General features: G+C 72.2%; 26 protein-coding genes. 12 read left to right on the forward strand and 14 right to left on the reverse strand.

Annotated elements, in window-relative coordinates; all coding sequences use genetic code 11:
* Positions 1-34: 34 nt before the first annotated feature.
* Positions 35-2,521, reverse strand: a complete 2,487-nt coding sequence (locus tag OG444_RS37920; protein WP_327266411.1) for a serine hydrolase — start codon at positions 2,519-2,521, stop codon at positions 35-37.
* A 244-nt stretch (positions 2,522-2,765) separates the two neighbouring features.
* On the opposite strand from OG444_RS37920, the gene OG444_RS37925 reads away from it, so the two are divergent.
* The gene (locus tag OG444_RS37925; RefSeq protein ID WP_327266412.1) at positions 2,766-3,428 is read left to right on the forward strand and encodes a lysophospholipid acyltransferase family protein; all 663 of its coding nucleotides are present in this window, start codon (positions 2,766-2,768) and stop codon (positions 3,426-3,428) included.
* A 72-nt stretch (positions 3,429-3,500) separates the two neighbouring features.
* Positions 3,501-3,743 (forward strand): hypothetical protein, encoded by a 243-nt coding sequence (locus tag OG444_RS37930; protein WP_327266413.1) that lies wholly within the window; start codon positions 3,501-3,503, stop codon positions 3,741-3,743.
* A gap of 59 nt (positions 3,744-3,802) precedes the next feature.
* Here OG444_RS37930 and OG444_RS37935 read toward each other — a convergent pair whose 3' ends face one another.
* The 4 genes from OG444_RS37935 to OG444_RS37950 form a co-directional block, all read right to left on the reverse strand.
* A complete protein-coding gene (locus tag OG444_RS37935; RefSeq protein WP_327266414.1) occupies positions 3,803-4,696 on the reverse strand; it encodes a 2OG-Fe(II) oxygenase in 894 nt (297 codons plus the stop codon).
* Positions 4,697-4,850: 154 nt separating this feature from the next.
* Positions 4,851-5,555, reverse strand: a complete 705-nt coding sequence (locus OG444_RS37940; RefSeq protein WP_327266415.1) for a hypothetical protein — start codon at positions 5,553-5,555, stop codon at positions 4,851-4,853.
* A 118-nt stretch (positions 5,556-5,673) separates the two neighbouring features.
* Positions 5,674-6,561, reverse strand: coding sequence for a PhzF family phenazine biosynthesis protein (locus OG444_RS37945; RefSeq protein ID WP_327266416.1), 888 nt, complete (start codon positions 6,559-6,561; stop codon positions 5,674-5,676).
* A gap of 71 nt (positions 6,562-6,632) precedes the next feature.
* Positions 6,633-7,064: a GNAT family N-acetyltransferase gene (locus tag OG444_RS37950; RefSeq protein ID WP_327266417.1), complete on the reverse strand. Its 432-nt coding sequence runs from the start codon at positions 7,062-7,064 to the stop codon at positions 6,633-6,635.
* A gap of 199 nt (positions 7,065-7,263) precedes the next feature.
* Here OG444_RS37950 and OG444_RS37955 point away from each other — a divergent pair, with 199 nt between their 5' ends.
* The 4 genes from OG444_RS37955 to OG444_RS37970 all read left to right on the forward strand — a co-directional run bounded on the left by OG444_RS37955 (position 7,264) and on the right by OG444_RS37970 (position 10,594).
* Entirely contained in the window at positions 7,264-7,683 is a 420-nt protein-coding gene (locus OG444_RS37955) for a YciI family protein (RefSeq protein ID WP_327266418.1), read from the forward strand.
* Positions 7,680-9,074, forward strand: coding sequence for an RNA polymerase sigma factor (locus OG444_RS37960; RefSeq protein ID WP_327267055.1), 1,395 nt, complete (start codon positions 7,680-7,682; stop codon positions 9,072-9,074). Before OG444_RS37955 ends, OG444_RS37960 begins: the two co-directional genes overlap by 4 nt.
* 92 nt (positions 9,075-9,166) lie before the next feature.
* Complete coding sequence (locus OG444_RS37965; protein WP_327266419.1) at positions 9,167-9,349, forward strand: hypothetical protein; 183 nt, start codon at positions 9,167-9,169, stop codon at positions 9,347-9,349.
* Between the two features lie 90 nt (positions 9,350-9,439).
* Complete coding sequence (locus OG444_RS37970; protein ID WP_327266420.1) at positions 9,440-10,594, forward strand: serine hydrolase domain-containing protein; 1,155 nt, start codon at positions 9,440-9,442, stop codon at positions 10,592-10,594.
* A 67-nt stretch (positions 10,595-10,661) separates the two neighbouring features.
* Here OG444_RS37970 and OG444_RS37975 read toward each other — a convergent pair whose 3' ends face one another.
* Positions 10,662-12,200, reverse strand: coding sequence for an AMP-binding protein (locus OG444_RS37975; protein WP_327266421.1), 1,539 nt, complete (start codon positions 12,198-12,200; stop codon positions 10,662-10,664).
* Between OG444_RS37975 and OG444_RS37980 the strand changes: the two genes are divergently transcribed.
* The 3 genes from OG444_RS37980 to OG444_RS37990 all read left to right on the forward strand — a co-directional run bounded on the left by OG444_RS37980 (position 12,199) and on the right by OG444_RS37990 (position 15,046).
* Positions 12,199-12,945, forward strand: coding sequence for a class I SAM-dependent methyltransferase (locus OG444_RS37980; RefSeq protein WP_327266422.1), 747 nt, complete (start codon positions 12,199-12,201; stop codon positions 12,943-12,945). The genes OG444_RS37975 and OG444_RS37980 overlap by 2 nt on opposite strands.
* 93 nt (positions 12,946-13,038) lie before the next feature.
* Entirely contained in the window at positions 13,039-13,449 is a 411-nt protein-coding gene (locus OG444_RS37985; RefSeq protein WP_327266423.1) for a rodlin, read from the forward strand.
* A gap of 331 nt (positions 13,450-13,780) precedes the next feature.
* Entirely contained in the window at positions 13,781-15,046 is a 1,266-nt protein-coding gene (locus OG444_RS37990) for a tryptophan 2,3-dioxygenase family protein (protein ID WP_327266424.1), read from the forward strand.
* A 7-nt stretch (positions 15,047-15,053) separates the two neighbouring features.
* On the opposite strand, the gene cynS is transcribed toward OG444_RS37990, so the two are convergent.
* On the reverse strand, positions 15,054-15,524 hold the full coding sequence (gene cynS / locus OG444_RS37995) for a cyanase (RefSeq protein ID WP_327266425.1): 471 nt from the start codon (positions 15,522-15,524) through the stop codon (positions 15,054-15,056).
* 58 nt (positions 15,525-15,582) lie between these two features.
* Positions 15,583-16,188, reverse strand: coding sequence for a carbonic anhydrase (locus OG444_RS38000; protein WP_327266426.1), 606 nt, complete (start codon positions 16,186-16,188; stop codon positions 15,583-15,585).
* A gap of 126 nt (positions 16,189-16,314) precedes the next feature.
* Between OG444_RS38000 and cynR the strand changes: the two genes are divergently transcribed.
* Positions 16,315-17,283: a transcriptional regulator CynR gene (gene cynR, locus OG444_RS38005; RefSeq protein WP_327266427.1), complete on the forward strand. Its 969-nt coding sequence runs from the start codon at positions 16,315-16,317 to the stop codon at positions 17,281-17,283.
* Here cynR and OG444_RS38010 read toward each other — a convergent pair.
* Both OG444_RS38010 and OG444_RS38015 read right to left on the reverse strand, forming a co-directional pair.
* Complete coding sequence (locus OG444_RS38010) at positions 17,250-17,900, reverse strand: DUF4360 domain-containing protein (RefSeq protein ID WP_327266428.1); 651 nt, start codon at positions 17,898-17,900, stop codon at positions 17,250-17,252. The genes cynR and OG444_RS38010 overlap by 34 nt on opposite strands.
* A 301-nt stretch (positions 17,901-18,201) precedes the next feature.
* The gene (locus OG444_RS38015; protein ID WP_327266429.1) at positions 18,202-18,591 is read right to left on the reverse strand and encodes a response regulator; all 390 of its coding nucleotides are present in this window, start codon (positions 18,589-18,591) and stop codon (positions 18,202-18,204) included.
* Positions 18,592-18,689: 98 nt separating this feature from the next.
* Between OG444_RS38015 and OG444_RS38020 the strand changes: the two genes are divergently transcribed.
* Positions 18,690-18,968 carry a hypothetical protein gene (locus tag OG444_RS38020; protein WP_327266430.1) on the forward strand — a complete coding sequence of 93 codons (279 nt, stop codon included), beginning with the start codon at positions 18,690-18,692 and terminating at the stop codon, positions 18,966-18,968.
* A 228-nt stretch (positions 18,969-19,196) separates the two neighbouring features.
* Here OG444_RS38020 and OG444_RS38025 read toward each other — a convergent pair whose 3' ends face one another.
* Positions 19,197-22,670, reverse strand: a complete 3,474-nt coding sequence (locus tag OG444_RS38025; protein ID WP_327267056.1) for a M28 family peptidase — start codon at positions 22,668-22,670, stop codon at positions 19,197-19,199.
* 185 nt (positions 22,671-22,855) lie between these two features.
* Between OG444_RS38025 and OG444_RS38030 the strand changes: the two genes are divergently transcribed.
* Positions 22,856-23,815, forward strand: a complete 960-nt coding sequence (locus tag OG444_RS38030) for a LysR family transcriptional regulator (protein ID WP_327266431.1) — start codon at positions 22,856-22,858, stop codon at positions 23,813-23,815.
* Positions 23,816-23,824: 9 nt separating this feature from the next.
* On the opposite strand, the gene OG444_RS38035 is transcribed toward OG444_RS38030, so the two are convergent.
* From OG444_RS38035 to OG444_RS38045, 3 genes are all read right to left on the reverse strand, one after another.
* Entirely contained in the window at positions 23,825-24,655 is an 831-nt protein-coding gene (locus OG444_RS38035; RefSeq protein WP_327266432.1) for a class I SAM-dependent methyltransferase, read from the reverse strand.
* Positions 24,656-24,819: 164 nt separating this feature from the next.
* A complete protein-coding gene (locus tag OG444_RS38040) occupies positions 24,820-25,050 on the reverse strand; it encodes an antitoxin MazE7 (protein ID WP_327266433.1) in 231 nt (76 codons plus the stop codon).
* 155 nt (positions 25,051-25,205) lie between these two features.
* Positions 25,206-26,441 (reverse strand): serine hydrolase domain-containing protein, encoded by a 1,236-nt coding sequence (locus OG444_RS38045; RefSeq protein ID WP_327266434.1) that lies wholly within the window; start codon positions 26,439-26,441, stop codon positions 25,206-25,208.
* Positions 26,442-26,523 lie beyond the last annotated feature (82 nt).

The following is a 26,523-nucleotide window of genomic DNA, read 5'->3' on the forward strand; positions in this document are numbered from 1 at the left end:
CCTTCGGCCGCGGCCTCCCCCACCCGTCCGCGGGTCAGCGTCCGCGGGTCAGCCGGGTCTGGAACGAGGGCTCGGCCAGGTTCCCCTTGACCGCGACGGGCACGCTCCTGGCCCCCTCGCCGTTGCCGACCGTCAGCAAGGCCACCTCGGCACCGTCCTTCGCGCTGTGCGGCAGGGGCCCGGCTCCGGCAGTGGGGCCGAGGGACAGCTTCAGCTGCTGGCCCGGTACGCCGATGACGTTCAGGTCCTTGGTCGCCACCAGTGGCGTACGGCTGCCGAGCCCGTCGTCCACGTGCCCGACGACATCGCCCTTGCGGATCACCGGGACCGACGCGAGCGCCGTCCGTACCGCCTCGATGATCGTCTTGCTGTTCGCCAGCACCAGTTTCAGGCTGTTCCCGCCGTCCTCGTCCGGCCCGTCCACCCGCTGGTCCATCAACGTGCCGAGGATCAAAGGCGTCTCGTCACCGATCGACTTGTACGCCGCCCACATCAGCGTCCCGCCGGCCGGCGTGCTGGAACCGGTCTTGATGCCACGGATGCTCAGACCCTGGGCGGTGAGCAGGATGTTGTTGTTCTCGAGCCGCTTGGACAGCCCCTTGATGGTGGCGTTCGGAAGCGCGACGATCGACCGGAACGTCTCGTCCTTCATGACTGCTTCGGCGAGCTTCAGCTGATCGGCGGCGGTGCTGACGGTGGCCGCGTCCAGACCGCTGGGGTCCGTGTAGGTGGTGCTGTCCATGCCGAGCTCCTTGGCGGCGGCGTTCATCTTCGCGACGAACGCGGCTTCGGAGTCGGTGCCGGAGTCCCAGCGGGCCAGCAGGCGGGCGGCGTTGTTGCCCGAGGGGATCATGAGCATCTTGAGCATGTCCTGCTGGCTGAACTTCGTACCGGCGGCCAGCCCGGAGATGCGGGACTCGTGCTCGGAGGTTCCGTCCGCGACGAACTTCGCGTCGATCGTGATGTCGGGACCGGGCTCCGTCTTGCGCAGCGGGTGGTCCTTGAGGATCACGTAGGCCGTCATGACCTTGGCGACGCTGGCCGTCGGAACGGGCTTCTGCTCGCCGAAGGTGCCGAGGTCCCCGGAGCCGGGGACGCGGACGGCGCCCTGGCCCTTGGCGGGCCAGGGGATGGTGAACTGCCCGTCCAGGGTGCGGTCGGTCGCGGAGGCGACGAGCTGCGGGGCCGGCAGCGGGCGCAGCAGCTGGGCACCGGCGCCCGCGCCCACGAGGAGGAGCAGGACCGGCGCCCATATCTTGACGCGGCGCACCGCGGTCCGGCGCGGGGTCTCCGTCGGGGCGGGGGTGTTGGTGAGCTCGGCCAGCAGGTCGAGCGGGGGCAGCGGTGCGGCGGGTGCCGGCCCGGCCGCGGGCGGCCGCGGCGCGGTGGGCCCGGTGGGCGCGGGAACGGCTTCGAGGTCCTTGAGCGCGACGAACTTGCTCGTCCGCTCGGAGTCCGCCTCCACCTCCAGCGCCCAGGACGGCGTCGTACGCGGAGCATCGGGCCGGGCGGCCTCGGGCCGCGGCCGTGCGATGAGCTGCGTCTCGTCGGCTGCCGCCGCGGGCTCGGCGCGGTCCCCACCCGGAACCTCCTGCGTCCCCTCGGCTCCACCCCGGGCACCGACGCCGCGCGCGGACGCGGCCGCGGGCTTTGCCGGAGTCGCGCCCTTGGCTTCGCCCTCGGCCTTCGCGCCATGCGCGGGCTCGGCCTCGGGGGCGTCCTTCTCCTGGTCCTTCGTCGGGGCTTCGGTCGTGGCGTCGGATTCGGCCGCGTCGTCGGCCTTCGGCTCGGTCGTGGCGTCGGGCTTCGCGGGGGTCTTGGCCTTGGCTTCGTCCTTGGCCGTCGCGTCGTGCGTGGGCTCGGCCTCGGGGGTGTCCTTGTCCTGATTCTCCGTCTGGGCCGGTGCCTCGGCCACGGCCTCCGCCTCGGACGCTGTGGGGGTCTTGGCCTTGGCTTCGTCCTTGGCCGTCGCGTCGTGCGTGGGCTCGGCCTCGGGGGTGTCCTTGTCCTGATTCTCCGTCTGGGCCGGTGCCTCGGCCACGGCCTCCGCCTCGGACGCTGTGGGGGCCTCGTCCTTGGCTTCGTCCTTGGCCGTCGCGTCGTGCGTGGGCTCGGCCTCGGGGGTGTCCTCGTCCTGATTCTCCGTCTGGGCCGGTGCCTCGGCCACGGCCTCGGACTCCACACCCTGCGCGGGCCCACCTTCGGGGAGCGCATCGGCCGTGGCTTCCGCTTCGGCCTCGGCGTTGCCGCTGGTCTTCACCTCGGCTTCGTCCGTGGCTCCCGCGTCCGCGGTGGGCTCGCCGACGGTGGCGTCCGTGTCCTGATCCTCCGTCCGGACCTCGGGCTCTGCCCGAGGGGTGTCGGTCGCCGGACCGGCAGGTTCGCCCTCCGCCGCCTCCGGCCCCCCGTCGTCGGCCGTCGGCTCGGCGGAATCCTCCTGGGTCTCCGCCTTCAGGACGGTGGTACCCGCCTCGATCTCCGGGTCGTCCGAGGAACCGCCCGCCACCGTTACCGCCTTCATCCCAGCCCCGCCTTGCCGCTCACACCGTGCCGATACGTTCGGCGAGGACCCGACGGGTCCTCGCCGAACTGCTAGATGCCCCCGGTGCCGCGCTCGTTCCGCGCGCGGGATCTTGTGACCGTTCGGTCATATTCGGTGAGTACGCCTACTCATGACCGTGCCCGCCCGCCCGGCCGACCATGGACCGAAGCGCACCGAAACACATCGCACCGCATCGCTTCGCACCAGCCGAACGGGGCCGTCCATGCTCAGCCGAATCGCCGCCACGCTCGTACCCGCCTTCGGGCGGCTGACCGTCACCGCCGACCCCGGAGTACGGCCCGCCCCCGGTGCCATTCTGGTCGCCAACCACACCTCCCTCGCCGACCCGGCCGTCGTGGTCGCCGCGCTGCGCCGGTACGGGATCGAGCCGGTCATCCTGGCCACCAGCGGCCTCTGGCGCGTACCGCTGCTCGGCTCCGCGCTGCGCCGCGAGGGCCACATCGCCGTCCACCGCGGCACCACCCGCGCGGCCGACTCCCTCGACGCCGCGGCCGTCGCCCTCGCCTCGGGCCGCAGCGTGCTGCTCTACGGCGAAGGCAAGCTGCCCCTACGCCGCGACGCGAGGGAGACGGCCCCCGGCCCCTTCCGCAGCGGCCTGGCCCGGCTCGCCGCCGCGACGGGAGCCCCGGTCGTGCCCGTGGGCCAGGCAGGCGTACGCCGCCTCTGCTCCGGGAACGGTGCCAAGCAGCTCGCCGGGGTCTTCACCGCCCCGCTGCGACGCCCCTGCCTGCACGTGCACATCGGCTCGCCGCTCCACCTGCCCGACCGGGTGCCCGAGGCGACGGACCGAGCCCGCCAGGCGGTCACCGCGGCCTGGCGGACCGCAGCGTCCGCCCTCGGTGAGGCGGGCGGGGAGAGGATCTGAGGCATGTCCCGATCGGCCCCCCGGGCCGTGTCGCCGAGCCCGTCACCGGCCGCGGCGTGCGACCGTCTCCGCATGACCGAAGGCTCGACACCTCACATCTCGCCGGCGCGGATCACCGTACTCGGCGTCCAACCCGGTAACCCTCCCTTCCGCATCGTGGAGGTCGACGGAGAGTTCGTCGGCAGAGCGATGTCGATGACGGACGTATTGCTGGTCGCGGCGGAGGTGGGGATCCCGATCCACGACCTCGACGACCTGGAGGTGGTCCGGTGGGTCGGCGGCGGCAAATTCACCTGGACCACGACCACCATGTGAGCCCGCCGCTGCGGCAAAGCCTCTCGGCGAAGAGGCCCTGCGGCAGGAGCGAGGCGCCGTCAGGTCAGGGGCGGGCGGCGATGCTCAGCGGTGCGCGGGGTGCCTTTCGGCACGGGCAGCCTCAGGCGGGTGTCGGGGTTGGCCGGCGGAAGCGCGACCGGCCTGGCACCGTCGTGGTCCTGCGCGACGTCGTGGAGCGGGCGGGTGCCTTCCGCCGCGTCCGCCAGCCACTGCCAGACCCCCGGCCCGTGGCCGTCCGGCTGCCCGGCGGCTGATTCCCCGTTGGAGATCCATGTCGTGAGGGTGAACCGCTGGTCCGCGAACCACCCGCTGGGGCAGGTGGACGGTACGACCTCGTGAAAGGCGCCGGCCGGGAAGAAGACGATGGTGTCGTGCTCGGGCTCGACGGTCCGGTAGGACTCCGCCGGCCGTGCCCTGCCGTCGTGCACCACGGTGTCGTACAGGCGCAGTTGGCCGCCGCCGAAGCCACGGGGCGTGCGGTGGAGGTAGTACACCGCGGACAGCGCCGTGCGCACGTCCCGGACGCGCGAGGCGTCGGTGTGGATGCCGAAGTGGCCGCCTTCGCCGTGCGCCGTCAGCACGGTCAGCGACCGGGTGAGCGCGGACCGGTGGCCGAGGACCTCCTGAACGGGCGGCAGGCAGTCGGCGAGGTGTGCGCTGAACACCTCGCTGGTCACGGGGAGGACCAGGGAGTCCCGCCCCTTGCGGGACACCAGTCCGGTGAGGGGGTCCAGGACGGTGCCCACCGTGAAGTCGTCCTCCCGGGATATCGCGTATTCCAGAAGGGCCGCGGCGCGTTCCGCTCCAAGGAAGTTCTCGAACCGGCAGACCGGTGCCTGTACCGCGAGGGCGGGGGACCACTGATCGGAGGGCGGCAGTACTCGGGGGCTGATTTCCATCGGCATGGCCGGTTCCATCGTGTATCCGCTCATAGCCCGGAACCGTACGACGGCGGCCGTCCGCGCCGAAGGGGCACACGGGGGCGCACGGGAGTGCACGGCGTACGCCCGCAGCGGGTGCCCCGGGGTGGTGCCGGTCGGCGGTAAACGGAATTCGTGCGGGGAACCGGACGGGACCGGGGGAGTCTCAGCGGGTGGTGTGCCCGAGAACGACATGGGCCGCGACCTCACGGCCCGCGTCCGTGTCGATGAACGACAGCATCACCGGGCTGCTGCCCGTGGGCCCGCCGGCCGTCGCACGCAGCCGGTAGCGCTCGACGCGGACGGCCTCGCGGGCGAGCGGGCCGCCGCCCGTGAAGAGGGACGGCGGCTTGGCGTCATTGGCGATACGGAAGTCGGCCGGGCGCCAGGTGCCCGCGCCGGGGTCGAAGCGTTCCAGCAGGAAACCGGGCCCGCTGCCCGCCGCATCACCGGGTTCGCCGACCAGCATCTCCATCTGGAAGGCGACCAGTACGTGCCGGTACTCGGCGGAGTTGCCGTTCCGCAGGGTGACGGTGAACTCCTGCGGGGCGCCACCCCGTACGAGGGCCAGCCGGCCGCCCCGGGTGTCCACCGCGACCGTGAGCCGGGTCGGGGCCGGAGGCGGCGTCGGTGTCACGGCCCGGGTCGTGGGCGGCGCGGAGGCGGAGGGCGACGCCGGGGCGGAGGCCGTCACCGAGGCGGAGGCCGATGCCGACGGTGACGGTGACGGTGACTGCGCGGTGGACGCCGAAACGGAGGCAGCCGCCGGGGCCTCGGCGGCCTCGTCCCCGCATCCGGTGATGCCTGCCAGCAGGACGGCGGCCACGGCCGCCGCGCTCAGGCCCCGGCGGGGGCCTCGGGATGCGGGCATGAGATCGGGTCCTCCAAGGTCGGCTTCGGGCAGGAAGCTAGCAAGGAGGCGCCCCTGCCTGCGAGGCCGAACGGGCTTCGACGCGGCGACGTTTCGGTCACGAGCGGCCCGGCGCCGCTCAGACGCGGAGGGTCGCCTCCAGAACGGTGACCGCCCGCCCGGTGAGGTGGACCCGGTCCCCGTGGACGGCGGCCGTCACCAGGCCGGGGCGTGCCGAGGCCTGGAATCCGGTGAGGGCGTCGGTGCGGCCCAGCCGAGCCGCCCAGTAGGGGGCCAGTGCGGTGTGGGCACTGCCGGTGACAGGGTCCTCGGGGATGCCCCTCGCCGGGGCGAAGAAGCGGGAGACAAAGTCGTACGCGTCTTCCGTCGCCTCCTCGGCCGAGGTGGCCGCGGCGCCTGCGGCCACCTCGGCGACGGCGGTGACGATGACCCCGCGCAGATCCTCGCGCAGGCTCAGGGCCGCGACCGCCGAGAGGTCGGGGCACAGCGTCCGTACGGTGGCCTCGTCGGGCAGGACGGTGAGCAGATCGCCCAGCGCGCCCGTACGGAACGTGGCCTCCGGCCGTGTCCCCAGGGCGTCGGCGAGGCCCGCCGGTACCGGAACCTCCGTCACCGGGGCGGCCGGGAAGTCCAGAGTGATCTCCCCGTCAGCCCCGTCTGCCCCCTCACCAGCGGCCCGCGCGGTGAGCAGGCCGCTGTACCGGCTCAGGAAGCGGACCGGGCCACCCGTCAGCAGACCCTCCCGGCGCAGCGTGTGAACCGTGGCCAATGTGGCATGGCCGCACAGATTGGCTTCGACGAGCGGAGTGAACCAGCGGATCTCCCAGTCGGCCTCGCCCCCGGCCGGGAGCGGCAGGGCGAAGGCCGTCTCGGGATGGTTCAGCTCGGCGGCGATCTGCCCCAGCCGTATGTCGTCGGGCCAAGGGCCGGCCGGGAGCAGGCAGACACCGGCAGGATTTCCGGTGAAGGGACGGCTGGTGAAGGCGTCTACGATCTGGATGCGCATCCCGTGAACGTAGCGAGGCCGATCCGCCTCGCGGCAAGGCCAATTCCCGGTCCGTGGCCTGCGGTCGTCCCTCAGCGCAGCGGCTTCTCGAAGCTGAAGGCGGTCACGGCCATCCGCTCGCGGAAGTAGAAGCGGTGCGCATCGGTCCGCTGGGTGCCGGACTCCAGGGTGAGGGCGGTGCAGCCCGCCGCCAGTGCGTGCCGCTCCAGGTGCGCGAGGAGCTCGTGCCCCACTCCGGCGGAACGGGCGGCAGCGGCGGTGACCAGGTCGTCGACGTAGAGCGAGCGGACCATCGAGGTATTGACGACGATCCGCCAGCCGGCGGCGCCCACGCACACGCCGTCGGCGTCGTAGGCCGCAGTGAAACGAAGCCCCTGGCCGCGCGCCTCCGCGACGATCTCGAGGAAGAGCTCCTCGGTGAGGTGGGGACGGAGTTCGAGCAGCACGGGGAGCAGGTCGGCTGCGAGCCGCGCGTCGCCCGGCTCGAGGTCGATGATCTTCATACCGTGAGCCTACTGGGCCGGGCCGGGAACTCTCCGGGTGAAAAACGTCGCGCGGTCGCGGCCGGCATGTCGAAATGGGAAGGACGGCTCCGACGTCCCATGCGAAGAGGCTCCCGATCCCGATCCGCCTCCCGATCCGGACTTCGGCCCGGATCCCCGGTTCCGGAGCCGCCGCGCAGAGCAGAAGGAGTGGCACCCCATGAAGTACATGCTGATGGTCCTCGGGAAGCAGTCCGACTACGACGCCATGGGCGGCGCCGCGAACAGTGACAGCCCCGGATGGTCCGAATCGGACCTGAAGGCGATGTTCGACTACATGGGCGCCCTCAACGACGACCTCGCCGAGTCGGGCGAGTGGGTCGACGGGCAGGGACTGGCCGATCCCCGCCAGGCCCGCCTGGTCACCGCGGCCGCCGACGGCAGCCCCGTGGTCTCCGACGGGCCGTACGGAGAGGCCAAAGAGGTGCTCGCCGGCTACTGGATCGTCGACGTCGCGGACTTCGCCCGGGCCGCCGAGATCGCCGCCCGTGCCTACGCGTGCCCGGTCCCGGACGGTGCGCCGAACTACCCGGTCGTCGTCCACCCCGTCGACAGCCGCTCGGGGGCCGAGATGTGCTGACGGACCCCGGCCCCGGTCCAGGCCCCGGCCCGGCCTCCGACGCCGCCTCCGCGGGCGAGGACCTGCTGCGCCGACTGGCGCCGCAGGTCCTCGGCGCGCTCGTGCGCCGCTACGGACACTTCGACGCCGCCGAGGACGCCGTACAGGAGGCCATGCTCGCCGCCACCCGGCAGTGGCCCGAGGAAGGCCGCCCGGCCAATCCGCGCGGCTGGCTGATCCGCGTCGCCTCCCGTCGGCTCACGGACCAGCTGCGCAGCGAGGAGGCGCGCAGGCGCCGCGAGGAGACCGCCGTCGCACTGACCCCGCGCGACGAGTTCGTGGCGCCGCCCCCGGGGGAGGGCCGCGCCCCCGCCGAGGACGACACGCTCGCCCTGCTCTTCCTCTGCTGTCACGCCGATCTGGCCCCCGCCGGCAGGATCGCCCTCACCCTGCGCGCCGTCGGCGGCCTCACCACGGCCGAGATCGCCCGCGCCCTCCTCGTGCCCGAAGCCACGATGGCCCAGCGCATCAGCCGGGCGAAACGGCGCATCAAAGCCTCCGGGGCGCCGTTCGGCATCAGGAGCGACGCCGACGCCGGCACCGGTGCCCCCGACCCGCAAGGGGCCGAGGAACGCGCCGAGCGCCTCGCCGATGTGCTCCACGTGCTCTACCTGATCTTCAACGAGGGCTACACCGCCACCTCGGGCGGCGATCTGCAACGCGCCGACCTCGCCACCGAGGCGATCCGCCTCACCCGCGACGTCCACGCGCTGCTGCCGTCCGACGGAGAGGTGTCCGGCCTGCTGGCCCTCATGCTGCTCACCGACGCCCGCCGCGCCGCCCGCACCGCACCCGACGGCAGCCTGATCCCCCTCGCCGAGCAGGACCGCTCCCGCTGGGACCACGACGCCATCACAGAGGGAGTCGCCCTGGTCAGCGACGCGCTCACGCACACTGCGCTCGGCCCGTACCAGCTGCGCGCCGCGATCGCGGCCGTGCACGACGAGGCGGCGAGCGACGAGGACACCGACTGGGTGGAGATCCTCGCCCTGTACGAGCTGCTGATCCGGCTGGTCCCCGGTCCCGTGGAGCGCTTGGGCCACGCGGTCGCGGTGGCCATGGTGCACGGGCCGCGGCGAGCCCTGGCCCTGCTCGCCGAGCTGGACGAGGACCAGCGCCTTGCCGGGCAGCATCGCCTCGAGGCCGTACGGGCCCACCTGCTGGAGAGGGCGGGCGACCGGGCCGCGGCGCGCGCCTCCTACGCGAAGGCGGCCGGCCTCACCCTCAGCGTCCCGGAACGCCGCTACCTCCAGTTCCGGGCCGCCCGGATCGCGGAGCAGGAGGAGCGGGACGAGCAGCAGGAGCCGGAGGAACCGGCCGAACGGACAGGACCGGCGGAATCGGCAGAATGAGAAGTCCGGGCGGTCCCGCCGGATGCCCGTCCCGGCGTCCGCATGTCGGACATGGTCCACCGTTGTCGTACGTGCCGCCTACTCTTGATCACGTGAGCCCGACCCCTGACGATCACCCGGTCCCCGAACGTTCCCTCGCCGAGATCAACGCCGACATCCGCTGCCTCTTCGCGCGCGCCGAGGGACGCCTCTCCGACGCGGAGCGGATCCGCCACGCCGCCCTGCTCGGTGAGTGGGCCTCGGCGATACGCGCGTCGGTGGTACCGGCCGCATAGCGCGCCCGGCCCCGGTCACGCCGGACCGATGATTTCGCCGGCCGCGGCCAGTCTTCCCTACGAGCATCCGCACGTACGAGAAGGTGGACCATGAGCGACCTGCGCAGTCTTCTGGAGACCTACGTCGGTGACGGATCGCTGCCCGGCGCGGTGGCCCTCGTGGCCCACGACGAAGCCGTGGAGGTCGCGGCGGTCGGCTCCCTCGACACCGCCGGCACCGCGCCCATGGCCCGCGACTCCCTCTTCCGGGTCGCGTCGGTCACCAAACCCGTGACGGCCGCGGCCACCATGATGCTCATCGAGGACGGCCTGCTCTCGCTCGATCTCCCCGTGGCCCGCTGGCTGCCGGAACTCGCGGCGCCGACGGTCGTCCGTACGCCGTCCGCACCACTCGACGACGTGGTACCCGCCGTCCGGCCGATCACCGTCGCCGACCTCCTGACCTTCCGCGCCGGGTACGGCTTTCCCGCCGACTTCTCGCTGCCCGCCGTGACCCCGCTGATCGGCGATCTGAAGCAGGGTCCGCCCAGCCCCCAGGAGGTCGCGGCGCCGGACGAGTGGATGGCTGTCCTCGGGGGGATCCCGCTCCTGAACCAGCCCGGCGAGGCATGGCTCTACAACACCTGCTCCGACATCCTCGGGGTGCTGATCGCCCGTGCGACCGGGCAGTCCTTCCCTGACGTCCTCGCCGAGCGCGTCTTCGAGCCGCTCGGCATGCGGGACACGGCGTTCGTCGTTCCCCGGGAGCAGCTCCACCGGTTCACCAGCTCCTACCGGGCGACCGCCGACGGAAAGGGCCTGGAGCTCATCGACGCGCCCGACGGCCAGTGGAGCAGCCTCCCGGCCTTCCCCTCCGGTGCGGGCGGGCTGGTCTCCACCGTCGACGACCTGCACGCCTTCGGCCGGATGCTGCTCGCGGGAGGCTCCCACGGGGGCCGACGGCTGCTCTCCGGCGCGTCGGTACGGCAGATGACCACCGACCACCTCACCGCGCCGCAGCGCGAGGCGGGCGCCCTGTTCCTGGAGGGCCAGGGCTGGGGCTTCGGCGGCTCGGTGGACGTGGCCCGCATCGACCCGTGGAACGTACCGGGCCGTTACGGCTGGATCGGCGGCACGGGCACCGCCGCCCACATCGTCCCCGCGACCGGGACCGTCACCGTGCTCCTGACCCAGCGGGAGCTGAGCGGCCCGGCCTCGCCCGAGGTGATGCGCGCGTTCTGGACCTACGCCGCCGCGCGGCCCTGACCTCCCGCCCCGCCCCCGTCGCTCCGTCCCCCGCCCCCGTCGCTCCGTCCCCCGCCCCCTGCACCCCCTAGCCCCGCGCCGCCCGGTCCCGCAGCCGGCGCTTGTCCGGCTTGCCGCGGGCGGTGAGCGGGACCGCCTGTTCCCAGAACACCGCGGTGGGCCGGTGCGCCGGGGCCAGTTCCTTCTCCACCAGGTCACAGGCCTCGGCAGCGATCCCCGGGCCGGGCGCGTACCCCGCCGCCGGTACGAGGAAGGCGCACACCTCCTCGCCGGTGAGCTCACTGTGCCGCCCCACCACCACGGCCTGCCCGACGCCGGGATGCCGGGTGAGCGCGGCCTCGACGGGCACGCAGTACACGTTGTCCCCGTGGACCATCACGACGTCGTGGACCCGGTCGTCCAGGTAGAGATAGCCGTCCGCGCCGAAGTGGCCGACGTCCCCCGTCCGCAGCCAGCCGTCCCGAAGCACTCCGGCCGTCAGCCGGGGCCGGCCCCAGTACCCGGTCATCATCGCCGCCGACCGCATCCACACCTCGCCGGTGCGCCCGGACGCCACCGCGGCGCCCCGCTCGTCGCGCACCTCGACCTCCACGCCGACGACCGGTCGCCCCACCGACGCCAGCAGTTCCGGCCGCCCGCCCACCGCCGCATCGTGGTCGGCGGGGGACAGGCGGCAGATCACCGCCGCCTCGTTCGTGCCGTATCCCTGCCGCCACCGGCTGCCCCAGCGGGTCACGGCCTCCCGCAGCCGTTCGGGGTGGACGGGCGAATCGCCGTAGGAGACCGCCTCCAGCCCGGGTACGCCGCGGGCGGTCACCGGGTCGTCCAGCAGCCGGTACAGCATCGAGGTCGTCAAGTACGTGGACACCCGCCCCAGGCGTCGGCAGGCCGCCGCGAACTCCCCGGGTGAGAACGGTTCGAGGATCTCCACCCGCCCCCCGGCCCGCCACTGCTCCAGGCACCGTCCGCCGGACCGCTGCGCCAGCGATGTGACCGACAGATGGACCGACTCCGCCCAGGCCGCCGGCTGTACGGCGTTCCGCGCGGCCATCGCGCCGAAGGTGGAGGCCACGCCCTTGGGCCGCCCGGTGGTCCCGCCGGTGTACGTCACCCGTGCCACGTCGTCCTCCCGGGCCTGCACGGAGACCGCCCCGGGCTCGTGGCCGGCGGCCCGGCGGAGCAACTCCGCCAGGTCCAGCAGCGGCGCCCCGGTGCCGGGCACCGGCACATCGTGGACGACCAGGTCCGGCCGGCAGTCCCGCAGGATGTGGTCCAGCCCGTACAGCGCCGGTCCGGCCAGCACCTGGGTCAGCCGGGCGCCCAGCAGGTGAGCGGCGATCCGTACCAGCAGCACCTCCGGCCGGTTCGACCCCGCGACACAGGCCAGCCCCGATCCGCGCCCGACGCCCGCCCCGGAGAGCACCCCGGCCAGCCGGCGGGCACCGCCCAGCACCTCCTGGAATTCCAGCACGTCCGGTCCCACGCCGAGCGCGGGCTGCCCCGCGTACCGCTCCAACGCCCCTACCAGGGACGTGACATACCGCGCGGCCACCATGTGCGACTGCCTCTCCGCGCCGCTCCGGGACACCGGCATCATGGACGCCATGACGAACGAATCCCGTGCTCGTTCCTTCAGCTCCGCGGCCGCACGCTACGCCGCCCACCGCCCCGCGTACCCGCCCGCGCTCTTCGACACGCTGGCGGAGATGGCCGGCTTTCCGCTGGCCGGAGCACGGGTCGCCGACGTCGGGGCGGGAACGGGTATCGCCACCGCCCTGCTGGAGGCCCGCGGGGCCCGGGTGGTCGGGGTGGAGCCGGGCGAGGGCATGGCCCAGGAGTTCCGGCGCTGCAACCCCCGTACGCCGCTCGTCCGCGCCGACGGCAACCGGCTGCCGCTGGCCGCCGGCAGCCTGGACCTGCTGACTTACGCGCAGTCCTGGCACTGGACCGACCCGGCCCACGCCGTGCCCGAGGCGCTGCGCGTGCTGCGTCCCGGCGGGGCGCTGGCGGTCTGGCAGAACGACCCGGACGTCGGGGTCGGCTGGATCGCGGACCAGCAGGCCCGGATCGAGGAGCGGTTCGGCCCGGGGTGGTACATCAACGAGCGCGCGCTCTCGCAGGAGGGGCTGCGGTTCACCGACCGCCGGCTGTTCTGGTCGCGCCGCGTTCCGGTCGACACGCACCTGGCCAAGCTGTCCACGCACTCCCTGTTCCTGATCGGCGAGCCCGGCACGGATGCCTTCCTGGAGGAGGAGCGCGCCCTCCTCATGGACCGGTTCCCGGACGGATGGGTGGAGGAGCACTACGTGGTCGAGGTGAGCGTGGCGGTCCGGGGGCGCGACATCCGATAGGGGCTGTTCGGGTGAAGCGGCGCAACCTGCCGCCGCCCCGGACGTTGATCAAGGTGCTTATCACCGTGCACTCGTGCGACAGAAGGACCACTGATGATCAAGAAGTTCATGGCCACCGCCGCCGCCACCGCGTCGATCGTCGGCGCGGGCGCGGCCATGGCCGCCCCGGCCATGGCCATCGGCAACGACAACGGGATCAACACCGTCAACGGCAATGGTGCCCAGCAGATCTACGGCAACCAGAAGACCGCCGGTGACCTGAGCCCGCAGCTCGGCCTGGTCCAGGGCACGCTGAACAAGCCCTGCATCGGTCTGCCGGCGAAGGTCAACGCCCAGTCGATCCTTGCTCTGGTCAACATCGGTGTCCAGGACATCAACGTCCTGTCGAACCCGCAGAACCAGCAGTGCACCGAGAACTCCACCCAGGCCAAGGGCGACGAGCCGCTCTCCCACATCCTGGACAACATTCCGGTCCTGTCCGGCAACGTCTCGGCCGGCAGCTGACGCGTCCCCTCGTACGAGCCGGGGCCTCCGACGCCTGCGCGAGTGCCCACGGGGCCCCGGCTTGTTCCACCCGGATCCACCGGTTCCACGGATCCGTCTCCTCCACCGGCGCGCGGCGGCCCTGCGGCCGTCGGAGTGGGCACCGAACCGTATGCCGAAGAGCCTCCTGCCCGGCCGGGCGGAGGCTCTTTTGCGTGTCTGCGCGTCCTTTCCGCCCGTGTCAAGACACGAATGTTCGAGACATGACGCGCACTGCTCTGATCATGCCCACTTGAATCTCCTGCTTCACCCGGACGGCGTGAGGCCCACCAGGTCCAGGAGGCGAGTGGCGATGAACCCGGAATGCGCGGAAGCGGACCGATGGGCGGACGCCGGGCACGTGAACGGCGAGCTGAACGGGCTCCACCTGGCTCGTACCGTCACGGAAGAGGTGCGGCGGACCGGAAAGCACTTCCTGCCGCGGTCCCTCCTGCTTCGGCTCGGCGACATCCGGAACCGCCCCGCCGAGGACCGCCCGCCCTTCCTCCGGGCATTCCTCGACTGCGTGCTCGACAAGCACGAGGGGCGCTACTGGAACAGGACCTACCTCTCCCTGCCGCTGCTGGAGCTCCTCCTGGACACCGCGGAAGACGCTCCGGACCCGAACCGGATGGCCACCCTGCTCATATCCGACGTCATCCGCTTCGAGACCCGGTGGGCAGCCTCGTCCCGCGAATCCGCCGCGAGCGACCCGCCGGACCCGGAGACCCTGCGCAAGCGGCTGCGCCACGCCCTGCGGTTCGTGGCGCACGACCTCGACGGACCGGAGGCCGACGAACTGATGTCCCGCGCGGCCGACGCGTCCCGGTCCCACTGGGCGGACGTCGCCGACCTCCTTCCCCGGCTGACGACCGAGGAAGCGGGCCACTGGTTCGACGTGACGGTCCAGCCCGTGTACGTGCTCCACGACGAGTACTTCTTCATCAGGGCCCTCCAGGCCCATGAAATGATCTTCACGGCGATCGCGACGGACGTACGGTCGGCGGTCGAGGCGCTGCGCGACGGCCGCCTGGCAGCGGCGGCGGCCGACGTGGAGCGCGCCGCCGGCCTCTTCGAGCGGGCCTCCGCCCTGTTCCGGATGGTCGCCACCATGCGGCCGGGGCACTTCGACGGTTTCCGCCACTTCACTCAGGGCGCCAGCGCCATCCAGTCCGAGCAGTACAAGCGCTTCGAGATCCTCTGCGGCCTCCCGACCGCCCCGCGGCTGAGGTCGGAAGCCTTCACGAACGTGCCCGCCGTACGTGCCGAGGCCGAGGACGCCACCCACGACACGGTGGTGCGGGCCTACCTCGACCTCCGCCGCTCGGCCCGTTTCGACGAGGCGGAGTGGAACCGCTTCCGCACCGCGCTCGGCGGGCTGGAGGAAAGGCACCAGCGCTGGAAGTCCACCCACCGGAGCCTCGCCGCGCGCATGCTGGGCGACGCGCACGGATCGGGTTACACCGCGGGCGTCCCCTACCTGGCCGAGTGCCTGGACAACCGCCTCTTCTGGCAGCTCGGCGAGCAGCGCGGGGCGGGGCGCCCGACGGGCGCTCCCATCGCGAGCGAACGAACCTGATGGATCATCAGAAAGGCCGCGTCGGAAGGTACTTGCCGTCCAGGGTGATGACGGCCCGCTCACCGCCCTCGGGATCGGCGACCTTCCTGACGGCCAGCTTGAAGTTGATCGCGCTGATGATGCCGTCCCCGAACTGCTCGTGGACCAGTGCCTTCAGGGTCGTCCCGTAGACCTGGAGCATTTCGTGGAAGCGGTAGATCGTCGGATCGGCCGGGATGCCGCCGGGGACGGACCCGCGGGTCGGGATCGTCTGCAGGAGCAGCACCGCGTCCTCGTCCAGGTCCAGCAGCGCGGCGACCGCCTTCGCGGCGGACTCGGGCAGCGGGTGCTGGCCCAGCAGGGCGGCGGTGACGAAGGCGACCGACAGGCCCGCCGCGTCGGCGAGCTGCTGCCAGGAGAGGTCCTTGCGGGTCTTGGCGTCGACGACGGTGACGGCGAGGGCCTCGCGGGCGGTGGGGTCGAACTGGGCGTGCGGCATGGAAGTGTCCTTCGGGAGGGGAGGGGAGGGGGAGCGGGAGAGAGGGGGAGCGGGCGGGTCAGGCGGCCGTGGTGGTGGCGACGTCGGTGACGCTGCCGGATCCGATGTCGTAGACCCATCCGTGCAGCGAGAGGTTTCCCGCGGCCCGGGCGCGGGCGACCGAGGGGTGCGTGGCCAGGTTCGCGAGCTGGACGCGCACGTTCTCGCGGATCAGGGCCGCCAGCCGGCCGGGACCGGCGCAGCCCGCGGTACGGGCCACCGAGGCGTCCGCATGCCGCAGCCAGCCCGAGACGGAGGCGGCGGCGCTCAGGTCCGCGCCCTCGGCCAGGGCGGTCATCGCCCCGCAGGCCGAGTGCCCGCACACGACGACCTCGGTGACACCGAGGACGGCCACGGCGTACTCGATGCTGGCCGCCACCCCGTCCGGGCCCGGTGCTTGGGCGGGTACGAGATTTCCGGCGGTGCGGACGACGAACAGCTCGCCCGGCTCGCTCTGCGTGATCAGTTCCGGCACCACACGGGCGTCCGAACACCCGATGAACAGGGTCGTCGGCCGGTGCACCTCGGCCAAGCGGGCGAAGAGCTCCGCCTTGGCCGGAAACACCTCGCGCTGGAATCGGGCGACGCCGTCCGCGAGATCGTGCGCGGGGGTCATGGTCTGCATGGTCACTCCCTCTGGTGGGATCCGCCCCGTGTGGGGCTCGACGTGTTCCACCATGCATGACCTGCATCTATTGTGTCCAAGACGCAATATCCATGTCTGCCATCGATACCATCTATAGTCGATTTCATGGCCCTGGAACTGCGTCACCTGCGCTATTTGATCGCCGTCGCCGAACACGGCAGCTTCACCCGCGCCGCCGAAGAACTGCGGATCTCCCAGCCCACCCTGTCCCAGCAGGTGAAGCAGCTCGAACGCGCCGTCGGCGTGCAGCTGTTGGACCGTACCGGGCGCGCCGTGCGGCTGACCGACGCGGGCGCGACGTACGTGCACTACGCGCGCGGGGCGCTGCGGGACCTGGCCGCCGCCGAGCGCGCCGTCATGGACCTGGCCGACCTCTCCCGCGGCCACCTGCGCCTCGCGCTGACCCCGACCTTCACCGCGTACCTCGTCGGCCCGCTCGTCGCCGGGCTCCACCGTGCCCATCCCGGGATCGCCCTGGAGGTCCGGGAGATGCCCCAGGACCGCATCGAAGCCGGCCTGCTCGCCGACGAGCACGACCTCGGGCTCGCCTTCGAGGGGCCGCACCTGCCCGGCATCGCGGCGACCCCGCTGTTCATCGAAACCCTCGGCCTGGTCGCCGCCGCCGACGCGGACCCCGGCCCGCTGCCCGTACGGGACCTCGCGACGCGCCGACTGGCGCTGCTCAGCGGGGACTTCGCCACCCGCGAGCACGTCGACGCCTACCTCGCCGCCCACGGTGTCCGGCCGCACATCGCGGTCGAGGCGAATTCCGTGCACGCCCTCACCGAGATCGTCCGGCGCACCTCACTGGCCACCGTCCTGCCCGACGCGGTCACCCACGACCACCCGTACCTGCGCCCCGTTCCGCTGGACCCCGCCCTCCCGTCCCGCACGGTCACCCTGCTGCGGAGGGAGAGTGCGTACCAGAGCGCCGCGGCCCGCGCCTTCACCGGGCTCACGGCCCGGCTGGTGCGCGACCGCGGCTACCGCCTCCCGCTGCGCGCGAACGCGCAGCGGGAGGCGGCCACGAGCGGGGCGGATCACTTGCCGGGGCACTCCTTCCAGGCCAGGTGATAGATGGTGTTGATGCTGCCGTCGGTGGAGTCCATCGTCATGTAGCTGGTGGACGAGGGGGACGAGGTTCCTCTGGTGACGCGCAGCTCGGTGTTGATGTTGAAGTTGCGCTGGACCCCGCACGGCGCCCAGACCAGTTGGGCCCAGTCGGTGACGTCGGTGGCCTGCCAGTTGTCCTCCTGCGGGCCGCTGAAGGTGTGGGTGCGGGAGGCGGTGTCCGGCGAGCCCTGGAAGTAGTACGAGGCCTTCTCGGTGCTCTTCGCGCCGGGGGCGAGGGAGGCGTAGCCGCGGTAGTCGGCGCTGGCGACCGCGTAGGTGAACCCGTGGGGCACGTGCACGATCAGGCTGAGCTGGCAGTTCTTGCGGGCCGCGGTGGGCGGGGCGCCGCCGCCGATCTGGGCGAGGTACTGGCTGTAGGTCACGGTGAACGCGGTGTTGTCCTGGGACACGGCGACCTGCGCGGTGTCCTTGGGGCACCCGGATCCGTTGACCGTGGCGACTTCGATCACGATGCGGTCGGGCGGCGGGTCCACGATCGTGGAGGGGGCGGCCTGGGTGGGAAGGGTGGCGGTGAGCAGGGCGCCGATCGCGCCGCTCACGAGGAATCCGCCGGACATGGTTCTCCATTCCACTGCTTCGGTACCGGGCGGCGCGCAGGCGTGTGCCGGGGCGCCGGAGGGTGGGGGGTGCGGCCGGCCAGAGCGGGGCCGGGTCGTCACACCGGTGTGCAGGGTGGAACGGGGCATGCCCATGAAGGGGGATATGGGCATGTCCCTGACAAGTCCCGGTCGGTGTGGACCGGGTGCCCGAATCGTAGGAACCCCCGGCGGGCCGGACCAGGGCGATGTCCGGCCAATCGCCCTCCGCGCGCCCGGACCGGCCGGATCCGGTCGACCGGCCCGGCGCCGAGGAACGGGATCAGGCCGCGGCCGGCCGGGCCAGTCGCTCGACGCGGGCCATGAACTCCGTCGGGTGGAAGGGCTTCGCGAGACAGTCGCTCACACCGGCCTCCAGCGCGTGGACCGTGCACTCCGGATCCGCGGGCGGCAGCGCGAGGATCGGCACCCGCCCGTGCTCCGGATCCCGGCGGATCTCCTCGAAGAGCGCCACCTCGTCCAGGCCCGGCCCGGTGCGCTCGCAGATCACCAGGGCGATCGGGCCGGCGCTGCCCAGCAGGGCGACGGTGTCACGCCCGCTCCCGCCGTCGACCACGGCGAACCCCCGGGCCACGAGGAGCCGCTCCAGCAGCCCCCGCAGGGTGGTCTCCCTCGCCACGAGGAGGATCCTGCTCGGGGTGTCGCCGCTCATGTCGTGCCTCTTCATCCGTGTGGGGGGGTCCCGCAGAGCCTACGAGGCGGGGCGTGTGCACGCCCGCTCCGGGGCACCTGATCCGGTAGCTTCGCTCCATGAGCACAGAGCCGCAGAGCTTTGAGATCCTGCTGGTGCCCGAGCACATCGAGAACCTGCGCGGCGAGTCCGCGGCGGACCGGGCCCTGCGCTCGGCCGTGGTCGAGGCCACCGGCGAAAAGGGCGCATCCGGCTACCCCCGCTACCGGGGGCAGGGCGTGGAGGCCGACATCGACCCGAGTACGCGCACGGTCGAGGCCCTGCTCGTCGACGGCGCGGAGCTGGACTACGGACTGGTCGCCATGATCGCCCCCGAGCGGGGCCGCGGCGGCCGCTGACCGGTTCCCGGGACCGGCCGGATCGGAGCGCTCCGGGAATCACGGAAGTCCTCGATGTTGGCCGGGAGCGGTCCGCCGCCGGAACCCGGCGGTTCGGCCCCGGACGACTCCACCCACCGCGACGCTCCCGCTCCCCCGGGCGGGGGAGGGGGACGGGACGGGCCCGGCCCGGTCCCCGAGGTGCGGAGACCGGGCCGGGCCGTTGTCGGCCGGGAGATCAGGCGGACGTCAGCTCACCTGGAGGGTGACGTCGTCCACGACGAAGGAGGTCTGGAGGGACTGGTCCTCCGTGCCGTTGAACTTCAGGGTGACGCTCTGGCCGGCGGACTGGGAGAGGTCGTAGGACTTCTCCGCGTAGCCGGAGTTCGCGTTCAGGTTGGAGAAGGTCTCCAACGTCTGGCCGCCCACCGAGACGGTGAAGCGGTCGTACACGACGTTCTCGTCCTCGTCCGTGTCGATGTGCAGGAAGAAGCCGAGGCGGTACGTGGAGCAGCCCGACGGGATGGTCAGCGTCTGGGAGGCGCTGTCCGTGTGGGTGGACCCGTACCCGTTGAGCCATGCCTTGTAGGTGCCGCCGTGCGGGGTCTGCCCGGACTGGTTGGTGATGACGCCCGCGGTCGCACTCCACGGGGTGGCGCCGTTCTCGAAGCCGCCGTTGACCACCAGCTGGCGCGGGGTGCAGGTGCCGCCACCGGTGACGGTGAGCGTGTAGGTGGTGGTGTGGCTGACGGTCCCGGAGCCGGTGATCGTCAGGGTGTAGGTGCCCGGCGCGGTGCTCGCGCCGACCTGGACGGACAGGGCCGAGGAGCTGCCGGACTGGACGGACGTCGGGCTGAGCGTCGCGCTCACCCCGGCCGGTGCGCCGGAGACGGAGAGCGCGACGGTCTGGGCGGCGCCGCTCACGGTCGTGGTGCCGACCGTCGCGGAGGTGGAACCGCCGGGGGCCGCGCTGCCCGCGGACGGGCTGACGCCGATGGAGAAGTCCTGGGCGGGGGTCTCACCGCCGACCGCCTGCTTCCAGACGGCGTAGGCGACACCGTCGGCGCTGCGGTTCAGCACCGTGGCGTTGATGTTGTTCGTGGTGTCGCAGGAGCTGTGGTAGCAGGGGTCGTAGGCGGCGTTGGCCGTGCCGCCCCACTTCGTGGCCTGCGCCGAGGTCTTGCGGGCGCTGGCCCCGGCCGCGTAGCCGGAGGTGGGGATGCCGGCCTGCTGGAAGGAGTAGTCGTCGCTGCGGCCCTGGCCCTCGGTGTTCTCCTCGGGCGCGAGGTTCAGCGAGGTCCAGTACGCCTTCAGCGGGGCGGCGGTGGCTGAGTTGACGTTGTTGATGAAGTAGCCGCCGTTGGTGGACCCGACCATGTCGAAGTTGTAGTAGCCCTTGATGGCCGCGCGCTGCGTGCTGCTGAGCTGGTTGACGTAGAACTCGGAGCCGTTGAGGCCCTGCTCCTCGTCGGTCCACCAGGCGAAGCGCACGTGCTTGGTCATCGTCGGGTTCTTCTGGGCGAGGACGAGGGCGTTCTCCAGCAGGGTCGCGGAGCCCGAGCCGTTGTCGTTGATGCCGGGGCCGGCCGAGACTCCGTCGAGGTGGGCGCCGAACATGACGGTCTGGTCGGCGGGGCCGCCCGGCCAGTCGGCGATCAGGTTGTTCGAGGGGTAGGTGCAGGAGGTGCAGTTCTGCTCGGTGACCGTGTAGCCGGCCGCCTGCAGCTTGCCCTTCACATAGGCCAGCGACTGGGTGTAACCGGCGCTGCCCGCACGGCGGTGGCCGCCGTTCTGGCTCGCGATGGTGTTGAACTGGGTCAGGTGCGCCTGCACGTTGGCGACGTTGACGTCCGGCGGGTCGTTGCCGGGCTGGGTGCCGCCGACGTTGAGCGAGTAGTCGACCGTGTGGGAAAGGGCCGAGCCCTGGCCCTTGACCACGACGGTGGACGCGCCGGGCGCCGCGTTGGCAGTGGCGGTCAGGGTCAGTACCGAGGACTGGCCGGACTGCACGGTGGCCGGGTTGAAGGAGGCGCTCACCCCGGCCGGCAGGCCGGAGGCGGTCAGCGTCACCGACTGGGCGTTGCCCGTGGTGACCGCGGTGCCGACCGTGGTGGTGACCGATGCGCCCTGCTGGACGGTGCCCGAGGACGGGTTCAGCGACATCGAGAAGTCGTTGTTCTGGCCGCTCGGGGTACAGGTCGGGTCGGCGGACTGGGCGGGCACGCTGATGGCGTCCCAGGCACCCTTGGTCCTGTTGAAGAGGTCACAGGTGGTGTCCAGCGACTTGGCGGAAGTCAGCGTCGCCGTACGGTACTTCTTGTAGGACATGCTGCTGGTCTTGAGGAGCATGCCGCCGTAGAAGATCTTTCCGGCGTTCTGGACGCCCACACCGGTCAGCGTGGTCCCGTTGCAGGTGCTGCTGCTGGGCTTGCCGCCGCCCGGGTTGGTGCCCTCGGCCAGCAGGTAGAACCAGTGGTTCATGGGCCCGGCCGCCGCGTGCACCTCCGTACCCGGTATCGCGGAGCTGTAGCAGGCCGGGTCGTTGTTGACCGCAGCCGGGTTGTACATGTTCCGGATCGGGCCCCGGCCCTGGAGGTTGATCACCTCGCCGACCGTGTAGTCCGGGGTGTCGTACGGGGCCGGCTGGTTGATGTACGCCTCGGTCAGCGCGCCGAAGATGTCACCGGTCGCCTCACCGAGCCCGGACTCCTGGCCACTGGTGCCGCCGGGGGTGTTCGAGTCGATGGCGTGCCCGTATTCGTGGGCCACTACGTCCACACCGGCGATCCACTCGTTGGCGCTGTTGCGCCCGATGGTGACCGAACTGCCGTCCCAGTAGGCGTTCAGGTCGCTCAGGCCGACCTTGGCGGGGAAGCTGCGCCCGTTGCCGCTGACGCCGTTGCGGCCGAGCCACTGGGAGAGCATGTCCCACTGCTTCTGCGCGGCGAACATCAGGTCCACGCAGCCGGTTTCCTTGCTCGTGGGGTTGCCCGTGCCCCAGGAGTCGGAGGACTTCGTGAAGACCGTGCCGGTGCTGTAGTCCGCACAGCTCAGGCCGGTCCGGTTCGGGTCGCGCAGGGTGTAGCTGGAGCCCGAGTTGGTCGTGTCGATGGTGATCGGGCCCGGCCCGTTCCACTTGCTGTTGCCGGTGCCCGCGACCACCTCGTCGTAGCTGTCGACGAAGGCACCGGTCCGCGCGTCCACGAAGACGTGCAGCCTGCTGGGCGCGGTCTTCGTACGGCCGCTGAGCACGGTCTCCCAGGCCAGCACCGGCTTGTCGTCCCTCAGGCGGACGACGAGCCGGCTGCTCTCGACCTTGTCGACCGAGACCAGCTTCGCCCGCGAGGTGGCCTCGGCGTCCTTCGCCGAGACCGAAGCCCGCGTCGAGACATCGATGCGCACCGAGCTGGCGGACTGCAGTGCGCGTACCTTGCCGGTGCCGTCCGCGAGCACGACCGCGTCGCCGCCGACGACCGGCAGGCCGCGGTAGCTGCGCTCGTACGAGACGGAGTAGAGATCCTTCACCCAGGGGGTGACGAGGCGTCGCTCGTACTGTTCCTGGGAGGAGTTGACCAGGGGGTCGAGACCGCTGTCGACGGCCTGGTCGGCGGCCGCGACCGCGCGTGCCGCCGGTGTGTCCTTCTGGGACGGGGAAGGCTGCGCCTGCTGCGCAGCCGATGCCGTCCCGGCGAGGGCGCCGGCGAGGCTCGCGGTCAGCGCCATCGCTGCCACGGCCGCCGTCCATCTGCTGGGATGCAACGTCCACTCCGATCGTGGGGGGTGGGGGGGTGGGGATGGGTGTTCGTTCGCGGCCGAGTATGAGCGTGAACATGACGAGATTGGGACATCTCGGCAGGCATAAGGCCCGCGTTATGGTGCCGTGGCGGCACGACTCGTACGCTGCCCGGATGCAGCTGGAGTTGAGGCATCTGCAAGCCGTCTGCCGGATCGCGGAGGCGGGCAGCCTGGGGGGTGCGGCGAGGCGGCTCGGCGTGTCCCAGCCCGCACTCTCCGCCCAGCTCCGGCGCATCGAACGGGTCACCGGGGGCGAGCTGTTCGTACGGGGACGCAGCGGCGTGGAACCCACGGCGCTCGGCCAGTTCGTGCTGGCCAAGGCGCGTCGCGTGCTCAGTGAGATGGATGCTCTGGGAGCTCAGGCGCGCGCCCTATCGACCGGCGGACCGCTGCGGCTGGGCTGCATCCTGCTCGTGCTGCTCGACGGCCTCCTCGCTCAGACCGACCTGTCCATGTCAGGTCGGGACATCGCGGTGGACCTGGAGGACTCGGTCACCGTGCTGGCGCGGATGCTGGGCGCCGGGCGCTATGACGCCATCGTGTACGGAGAGGTCAACGACCACGAGGTCCCGCTGCCGGAAGGAACCCTGGCCAGGACGCTGATCCCGAAGGAGCCGTTCTGCATCCGGCTCTCCGCGCGGCACCCCCTCGCGGCCCTGGACCGCATCGAACTGGCCGACCTGGCCGGGGAGTCGTGGATGACGCTGGTGGAGGACGACGACGGCGGCCCCGAGGCGCTCGTCACGGCCTGCGCGAAGGCCGGATTCAGCCCCTCACTGCGCTACCGCATCACCGACCGCAAGATGCAGCACGACCTGATCGCCGCCGGCCGCGCGGTCGCGCTCACCCAGCCGACGGCCCCGCCGGGGGAGGGCACGGTGATGCGCCCGCTGGTCGGCACCCCGATCATCGGACGCATCCGCCTCGCCTGGAGCCGCGCGGCGCTCTCGGCCGGGGAGGCTCAGCTGCTCTACCGCGCCGCGGCCCGCGCCTACCTGGCCAATGTCGACAACAACCCCTTCCACAAGGAGTGGTGGGACGCGCACCCGGAGGTGCACCCGGTACTCGACTGACCGGCGGCGTCAGTTCCGGCGGTGAGCCGTCAGCAGGAGGTACTCCCACTCCATGACCCCGTCGACGGTGTGCTCGGCGGCGAGGGCGTCGAGCGCCGCGTCCAGCTCGGCGACCTTGTCCGGATCGCCGGCGACGGCGCGGTAGACGGCGATCGTGGGCCCGTAGCAGGCCTTGAAGAACTCGCGGAAGTCCGAGGGCCCGGTGAACCGGTCGACGCGAATCGTCCGGCGCCGTGAGTCCACGTCGGTGACCGCGTCACCGAGCAGCTCGTGCACGTGCTCCTCGTCCCCCCACAGTGGGGGCGGCTGGGCGCCGGGCGGAGGCGGGGGAGCGTAGGGCTTCATCGTGGCGAACATCCGGCCCACGAACCCCTGCGGGGTCCAGTTGATCAGCCCGACGGTGCCGCCCGGACGGCAGACGCGGAGCATCTCCTCGGCGGCGGGCCGGTGGTGCGGGGCGAACATGATGCCGACGCAGGACATCACGATGTCGAACTCGCCGTCCGCGAAGGGCAGGTGCTCGGCGTCGGCCTCCCGCCACTCCAGCTGAACCCCGCGTACGGCGGCCAGGTGCCGGCCGACCTCCAGCAGCTCGGGGGTGATGTCGGACGCCACCACGTCGGCACCGGCCAGGGCGGCCGGAATGGCGGCGTTCCCCGAGCCGGCCGCGATGTCGAGCACCCGGTCGCCGCGTCGGACACCGCACTCCTCCACGAGCACGGTCCCGAGCTCCGAAACGACGTGGGTGGCGACCGACGTGTAGTCGCCCAGTGCCCACATCGCACGGTGCCTGGCCTTCAGGGTGCGGTCCGCCTGGGCCGCGTCGCTCGCCTCGGTCATGACAGCCGTCCTCCAGGACTCGGGGCCGCCCCCTCTCCGAGCATAGGTACGTTTCGGGGACCCGGCCCGTCGGCGGTCCCACGGGCGGCGTCCCCTGGCGAGGCGGCGCGTGGCAGGGCGGGGCAGCGCCGGCAGGGCGGGGAGGGGCGCCCTTGCCCGCGCGATCAGTCCCGGGACCCCGGGCGGCCGAAGTCGCGCGCGAACCCCTCGCGGAAGCCCGGCCGCTCCAGAGCCCGCTCGAAAGCACGTGCGGCACGGGTGCGTGCGGCCTCGTTCTCCTGCGCGGAGGCGAGCTCGGCGAGGTACGCACGCAGGCTCAGCCCGCGCTCCGCGGCGAGCACGGCGAGACGGTCGTGCACATCGGTGTCGACCTCGACGGTGGTGGTGTCGGCCATGGTCCGAGTATGGCGCGCCCGGTGACCGGGCGGGGGCCCGTTCGGCGCAGGCGTCCTGCCGGTGCGGAACACCCCCTGTGCACAGGAGGCCCTCCGCGGTCACCGGGCGCGCCCTCCCCGCCCGGTGACCGCGGCCAGGGTGACGGGAAGGGCCGTCAGTTCTTCCCCGTCAGAGAGTTCCCGGGCGCCAGGGCTTCGGCGATGCGCCCGGCGATGGTCTGTGCCGTGTTGTCCTGGGGGGCCTTGGGTCCGACGGTGGTGGAGACCGCGATGGCCAGCTTCTCGCCCGGGAGGTAGGCCTGGATGGCCGCGTACCCCGCGAACGAGGGGTTCGACTGGATCCAGCCGTTCTGGACGATCACGCCGTAGCCGAAGTGCAGGGCCGGAAGCTGCCGGAAGCAGCTCCTGGGCGGGCAGCCGGGTATGTTGCCGCCGAGGCCCACGGTGCCCGGGTCGAGCTGGGTCTTGAAACTCTGCGGAGACAGGAGCTCACCGGTGCCCACGGCCTCGGCCGAGCGGGCCAGGTCGCAGATGTGGGTGGTCAGGACCGCGCCGGGGGCGGTGGTCCAGGAGGGATTCCAGAAGGTGGACTCCTCGTACTTGCCGCGCTCCGCGTCGAAGGAGTGCAGGACGGGCTCCTCGATCTGGGGAGTGAAGCTGTTGACCGTGTTGTCCAGCCCGGCGGGCCCCGTGATCTGCTGCTTCATCACCTCGGCCAGCGGCTTGCCGGAGATCTTCTCCAGGGCCTGTCCGAGGAGCACGAAGTTCGCGTGGGAGTAGCTCCAGCTCGTCCCCGGCTCGTACCAGAGGGGGTGGGCGGCGGAGATGCCCACCAGTTCGTCGGGCGTCCACTGGCGGAACGGGTCGGCGTACAGGGCCGCGATGAACTTCGGGTCCGGTACGTAGTCGTGCAGGCCCGAGGTGGAGGCGCCGAGCATGCGCAGCGTGATCTCGTCGGCGTGCGGTGCGTCGGGAAGCCAGCGCGAGATCGGGTCGTCGAGGCCCGCCTTGCCCTCCTCGACGAGTTGCAGCATGGCGATGCCCATGTAGACGATGGCCACCGAGCCGGCCCGGAAGTGCATGTCCGCCGTGGCCGGGACACCGGTCATCGACTCGCCGAGTGCACCCGTGACGACCTCCTTCCCGTCGCGCGTGACCCGCAGCACGACCGCGTTGAGGTCGAGTTCCTTCTGCGCCGCCCTGGCGATGTCCATGATCTGCTTCGCTTCGCCGCCCGAGGGCGCGGGGGACGCCACGCAGGACGCGGGCGCGGACCCGGCGCCGGTCGCCGCCCAGGCGCCACCGGCCGGCAGGACCGTGGCGAGCAGCGAGGTGGCGCACAACAGCGCCGTCCGGGCGCGGCCCGGGTACGCGGTCACGACTCCGGCCATGGCGATCTCCTGCCGCGAAGGGCCCCTCGTACGGGGCCCACCCTTCGATGGAACGCCCACCCTGCGGGTTGGGCCAGTCGGC

Origin of the sequence: Streptomyces sp. NBC_01232 (assembly GCF_035989885.1) — a bacterium.
Classification (GTDB): domain Bacteria; phylum Actinomycetota; class Actinomycetes; order Streptomycetales; family Streptomycetaceae; genus Streptomyces.

What these genes read in the sequence shown, in the direction of transcription:
- OG444_RS37920 (WP_327266411.1), bottom strand. Translation starts at nt 2,521, where the DNA reads ATGAAGGCGGTAACGGTGGCGGGCGGTTCCTCGGACGACCCGGAGATC.
- OG444_RS37925 (WP_327266412.1), top strand. Translation starts at nt 2,766, where the DNA reads ATGCTCAGCCGAATCGCCGCCACGCTCGTACCCGCCTTCGGGCGGCTG.
- OG444_RS37930 (WP_327266413.1), top strand. Translation starts at nt 3,501, where the DNA reads ATGACCGAAGGCTCGACACCTCACATCTCGCCGGCGCGGATCACCGTA.
- OG444_RS37935 (WP_327266414.1), bottom strand. Translation starts at nt 4,696, where the DNA reads ATGAGCGGATACACGATGGAACCGGCCATGCCGATGGAAATCAGCCCC.
- OG444_RS37940 (WP_327266415.1), bottom strand. Translation starts at nt 5,555, where the DNA reads ATGCCCGCATCCCGAGGCCCCCGCCGGGGCCTGAGCGCGGCGGCCGTG.
- OG444_RS37945 (WP_327266416.1), bottom strand. Translation starts at nt 6,561, where the DNA reads ATGCGCATCCAGATCGTAGACGCCTTCACCAGCCGTCCCTTCACCGGA.
- OG444_RS37950 (WP_327266417.1), bottom strand. Translation starts at nt 7,064, where the DNA reads ATGAAGATCATCGACCTCGAGCCGGGCGACGCGCGGCTCGCAGCCGAC.
- OG444_RS37955 (WP_327266418.1), top strand. Translation starts at nt 7,264, where the DNA reads ATGAAGTACATGCTGATGGTCCTCGGGAAGCAGTCCGACTACGACGCC.
- OG444_RS37970 (WP_327266420.1), top strand. Translation starts at nt 9,440, where the DNA reads ATGAGCGACCTGCGCAGTCTTCTGGAGACCTACGTCGGTGACGGATCG.
- OG444_RS37980 (WP_327266422.1), top strand. Translation starts at nt 12,199, where the DNA reads ATGACGAACGAATCCCGTGCTCGTTCCTTCAGCTCCGCGGCCGCACGC.
- OG444_RS37975 (WP_327266421.1), bottom strand. Translation starts at nt 12,200, where the DNA reads ATGGCGTCCATGATGCCGGTGTCCCGGAGCGGCGCGGAGAGGCAGTCG.
- OG444_RS37985 (WP_327266423.1), top strand. Translation starts at nt 13,039, where the DNA reads ATGATCAAGAAGTTCATGGCCACCGCCGCCGCCACCGCGTCGATCGTC.
- OG444_RS37990 (WP_327266424.1), top strand. Translation starts at nt 13,781, where the DNA reads ATGAACCCGGAATGCGCGGAAGCGGACCGATGGGCGGACGCCGGGCAC.
- cynS (WP_327266425.1), bottom strand. Translation starts at nt 15,524, where the DNA reads ATGCCGCACGCCCAGTTCGACCCCACCGCCCGCGAGGCCCTCGCCGTC.
- OG444_RS38000 (WP_327266426.1), bottom strand. Translation starts at nt 16,188, where the DNA reads ATGCAGACCATGACCCCCGCGCACGATCTCGCGGACGGCGTCGCCCGA.
- cynR (WP_327266427.1), top strand. Translation starts at nt 16,315, where the DNA reads ATGGCCCTGGAACTGCGTCACCTGCGCTATTTGATCGCCGTCGCCGAA.
- OG444_RS38010 (WP_327266428.1), bottom strand. Translation starts at nt 17,900, where the DNA reads ATGTCCGGCGGATTCCTCGTGAGCGGCGCGATCGGCGCCCTGCTCACC.
- OG444_RS38015 (WP_327266429.1), bottom strand. Translation starts at nt 18,591, where the DNA reads ATGAGCGGCGACACCCCGAGCAGGATCCTCCTCGTGGCGAGGGAGACC.
- OG444_RS38020 (WP_327266430.1), top strand. Translation starts at nt 18,690, where the DNA reads ATGAGCACAGAGCCGCAGAGCTTTGAGATCCTGCTGGTGCCCGAGCAC.
- OG444_RS38025 (WP_327267056.1), bottom strand. Translation starts at nt 22,670, where the DNA reads ATGGCGCTGACCGCGAGCCTCGCCGGCGCCCTCGCCGGGACGGCATCG.
- OG444_RS38030 (WP_327266431.1), top strand. Translation starts at nt 22,856, where the DNA reads ATGCAGCTGGAGTTGAGGCATCTGCAAGCCGTCTGCCGGATCGCGGAG.
- OG444_RS38035 (WP_327266432.1), bottom strand. Translation starts at nt 24,655, where the DNA reads ATGACCGAGGCGAGCGACGCGGCCCAGGCGGACCGCACCCTGAAGGCC.
- OG444_RS38040 (WP_327266433.1), bottom strand. Translation starts at nt 25,050, where the DNA reads ATGGCCGACACCACCACCGTCGAGGTCGACACCGATGTGCACGACCGT.
- OG444_RS38045 (WP_327266434.1), bottom strand. Translation starts at nt 26,441, where the DNA reads ATGGCCGGAGTCGTGACCGCGTACCCGGGCCGCGCCCGGACGGCGCTG.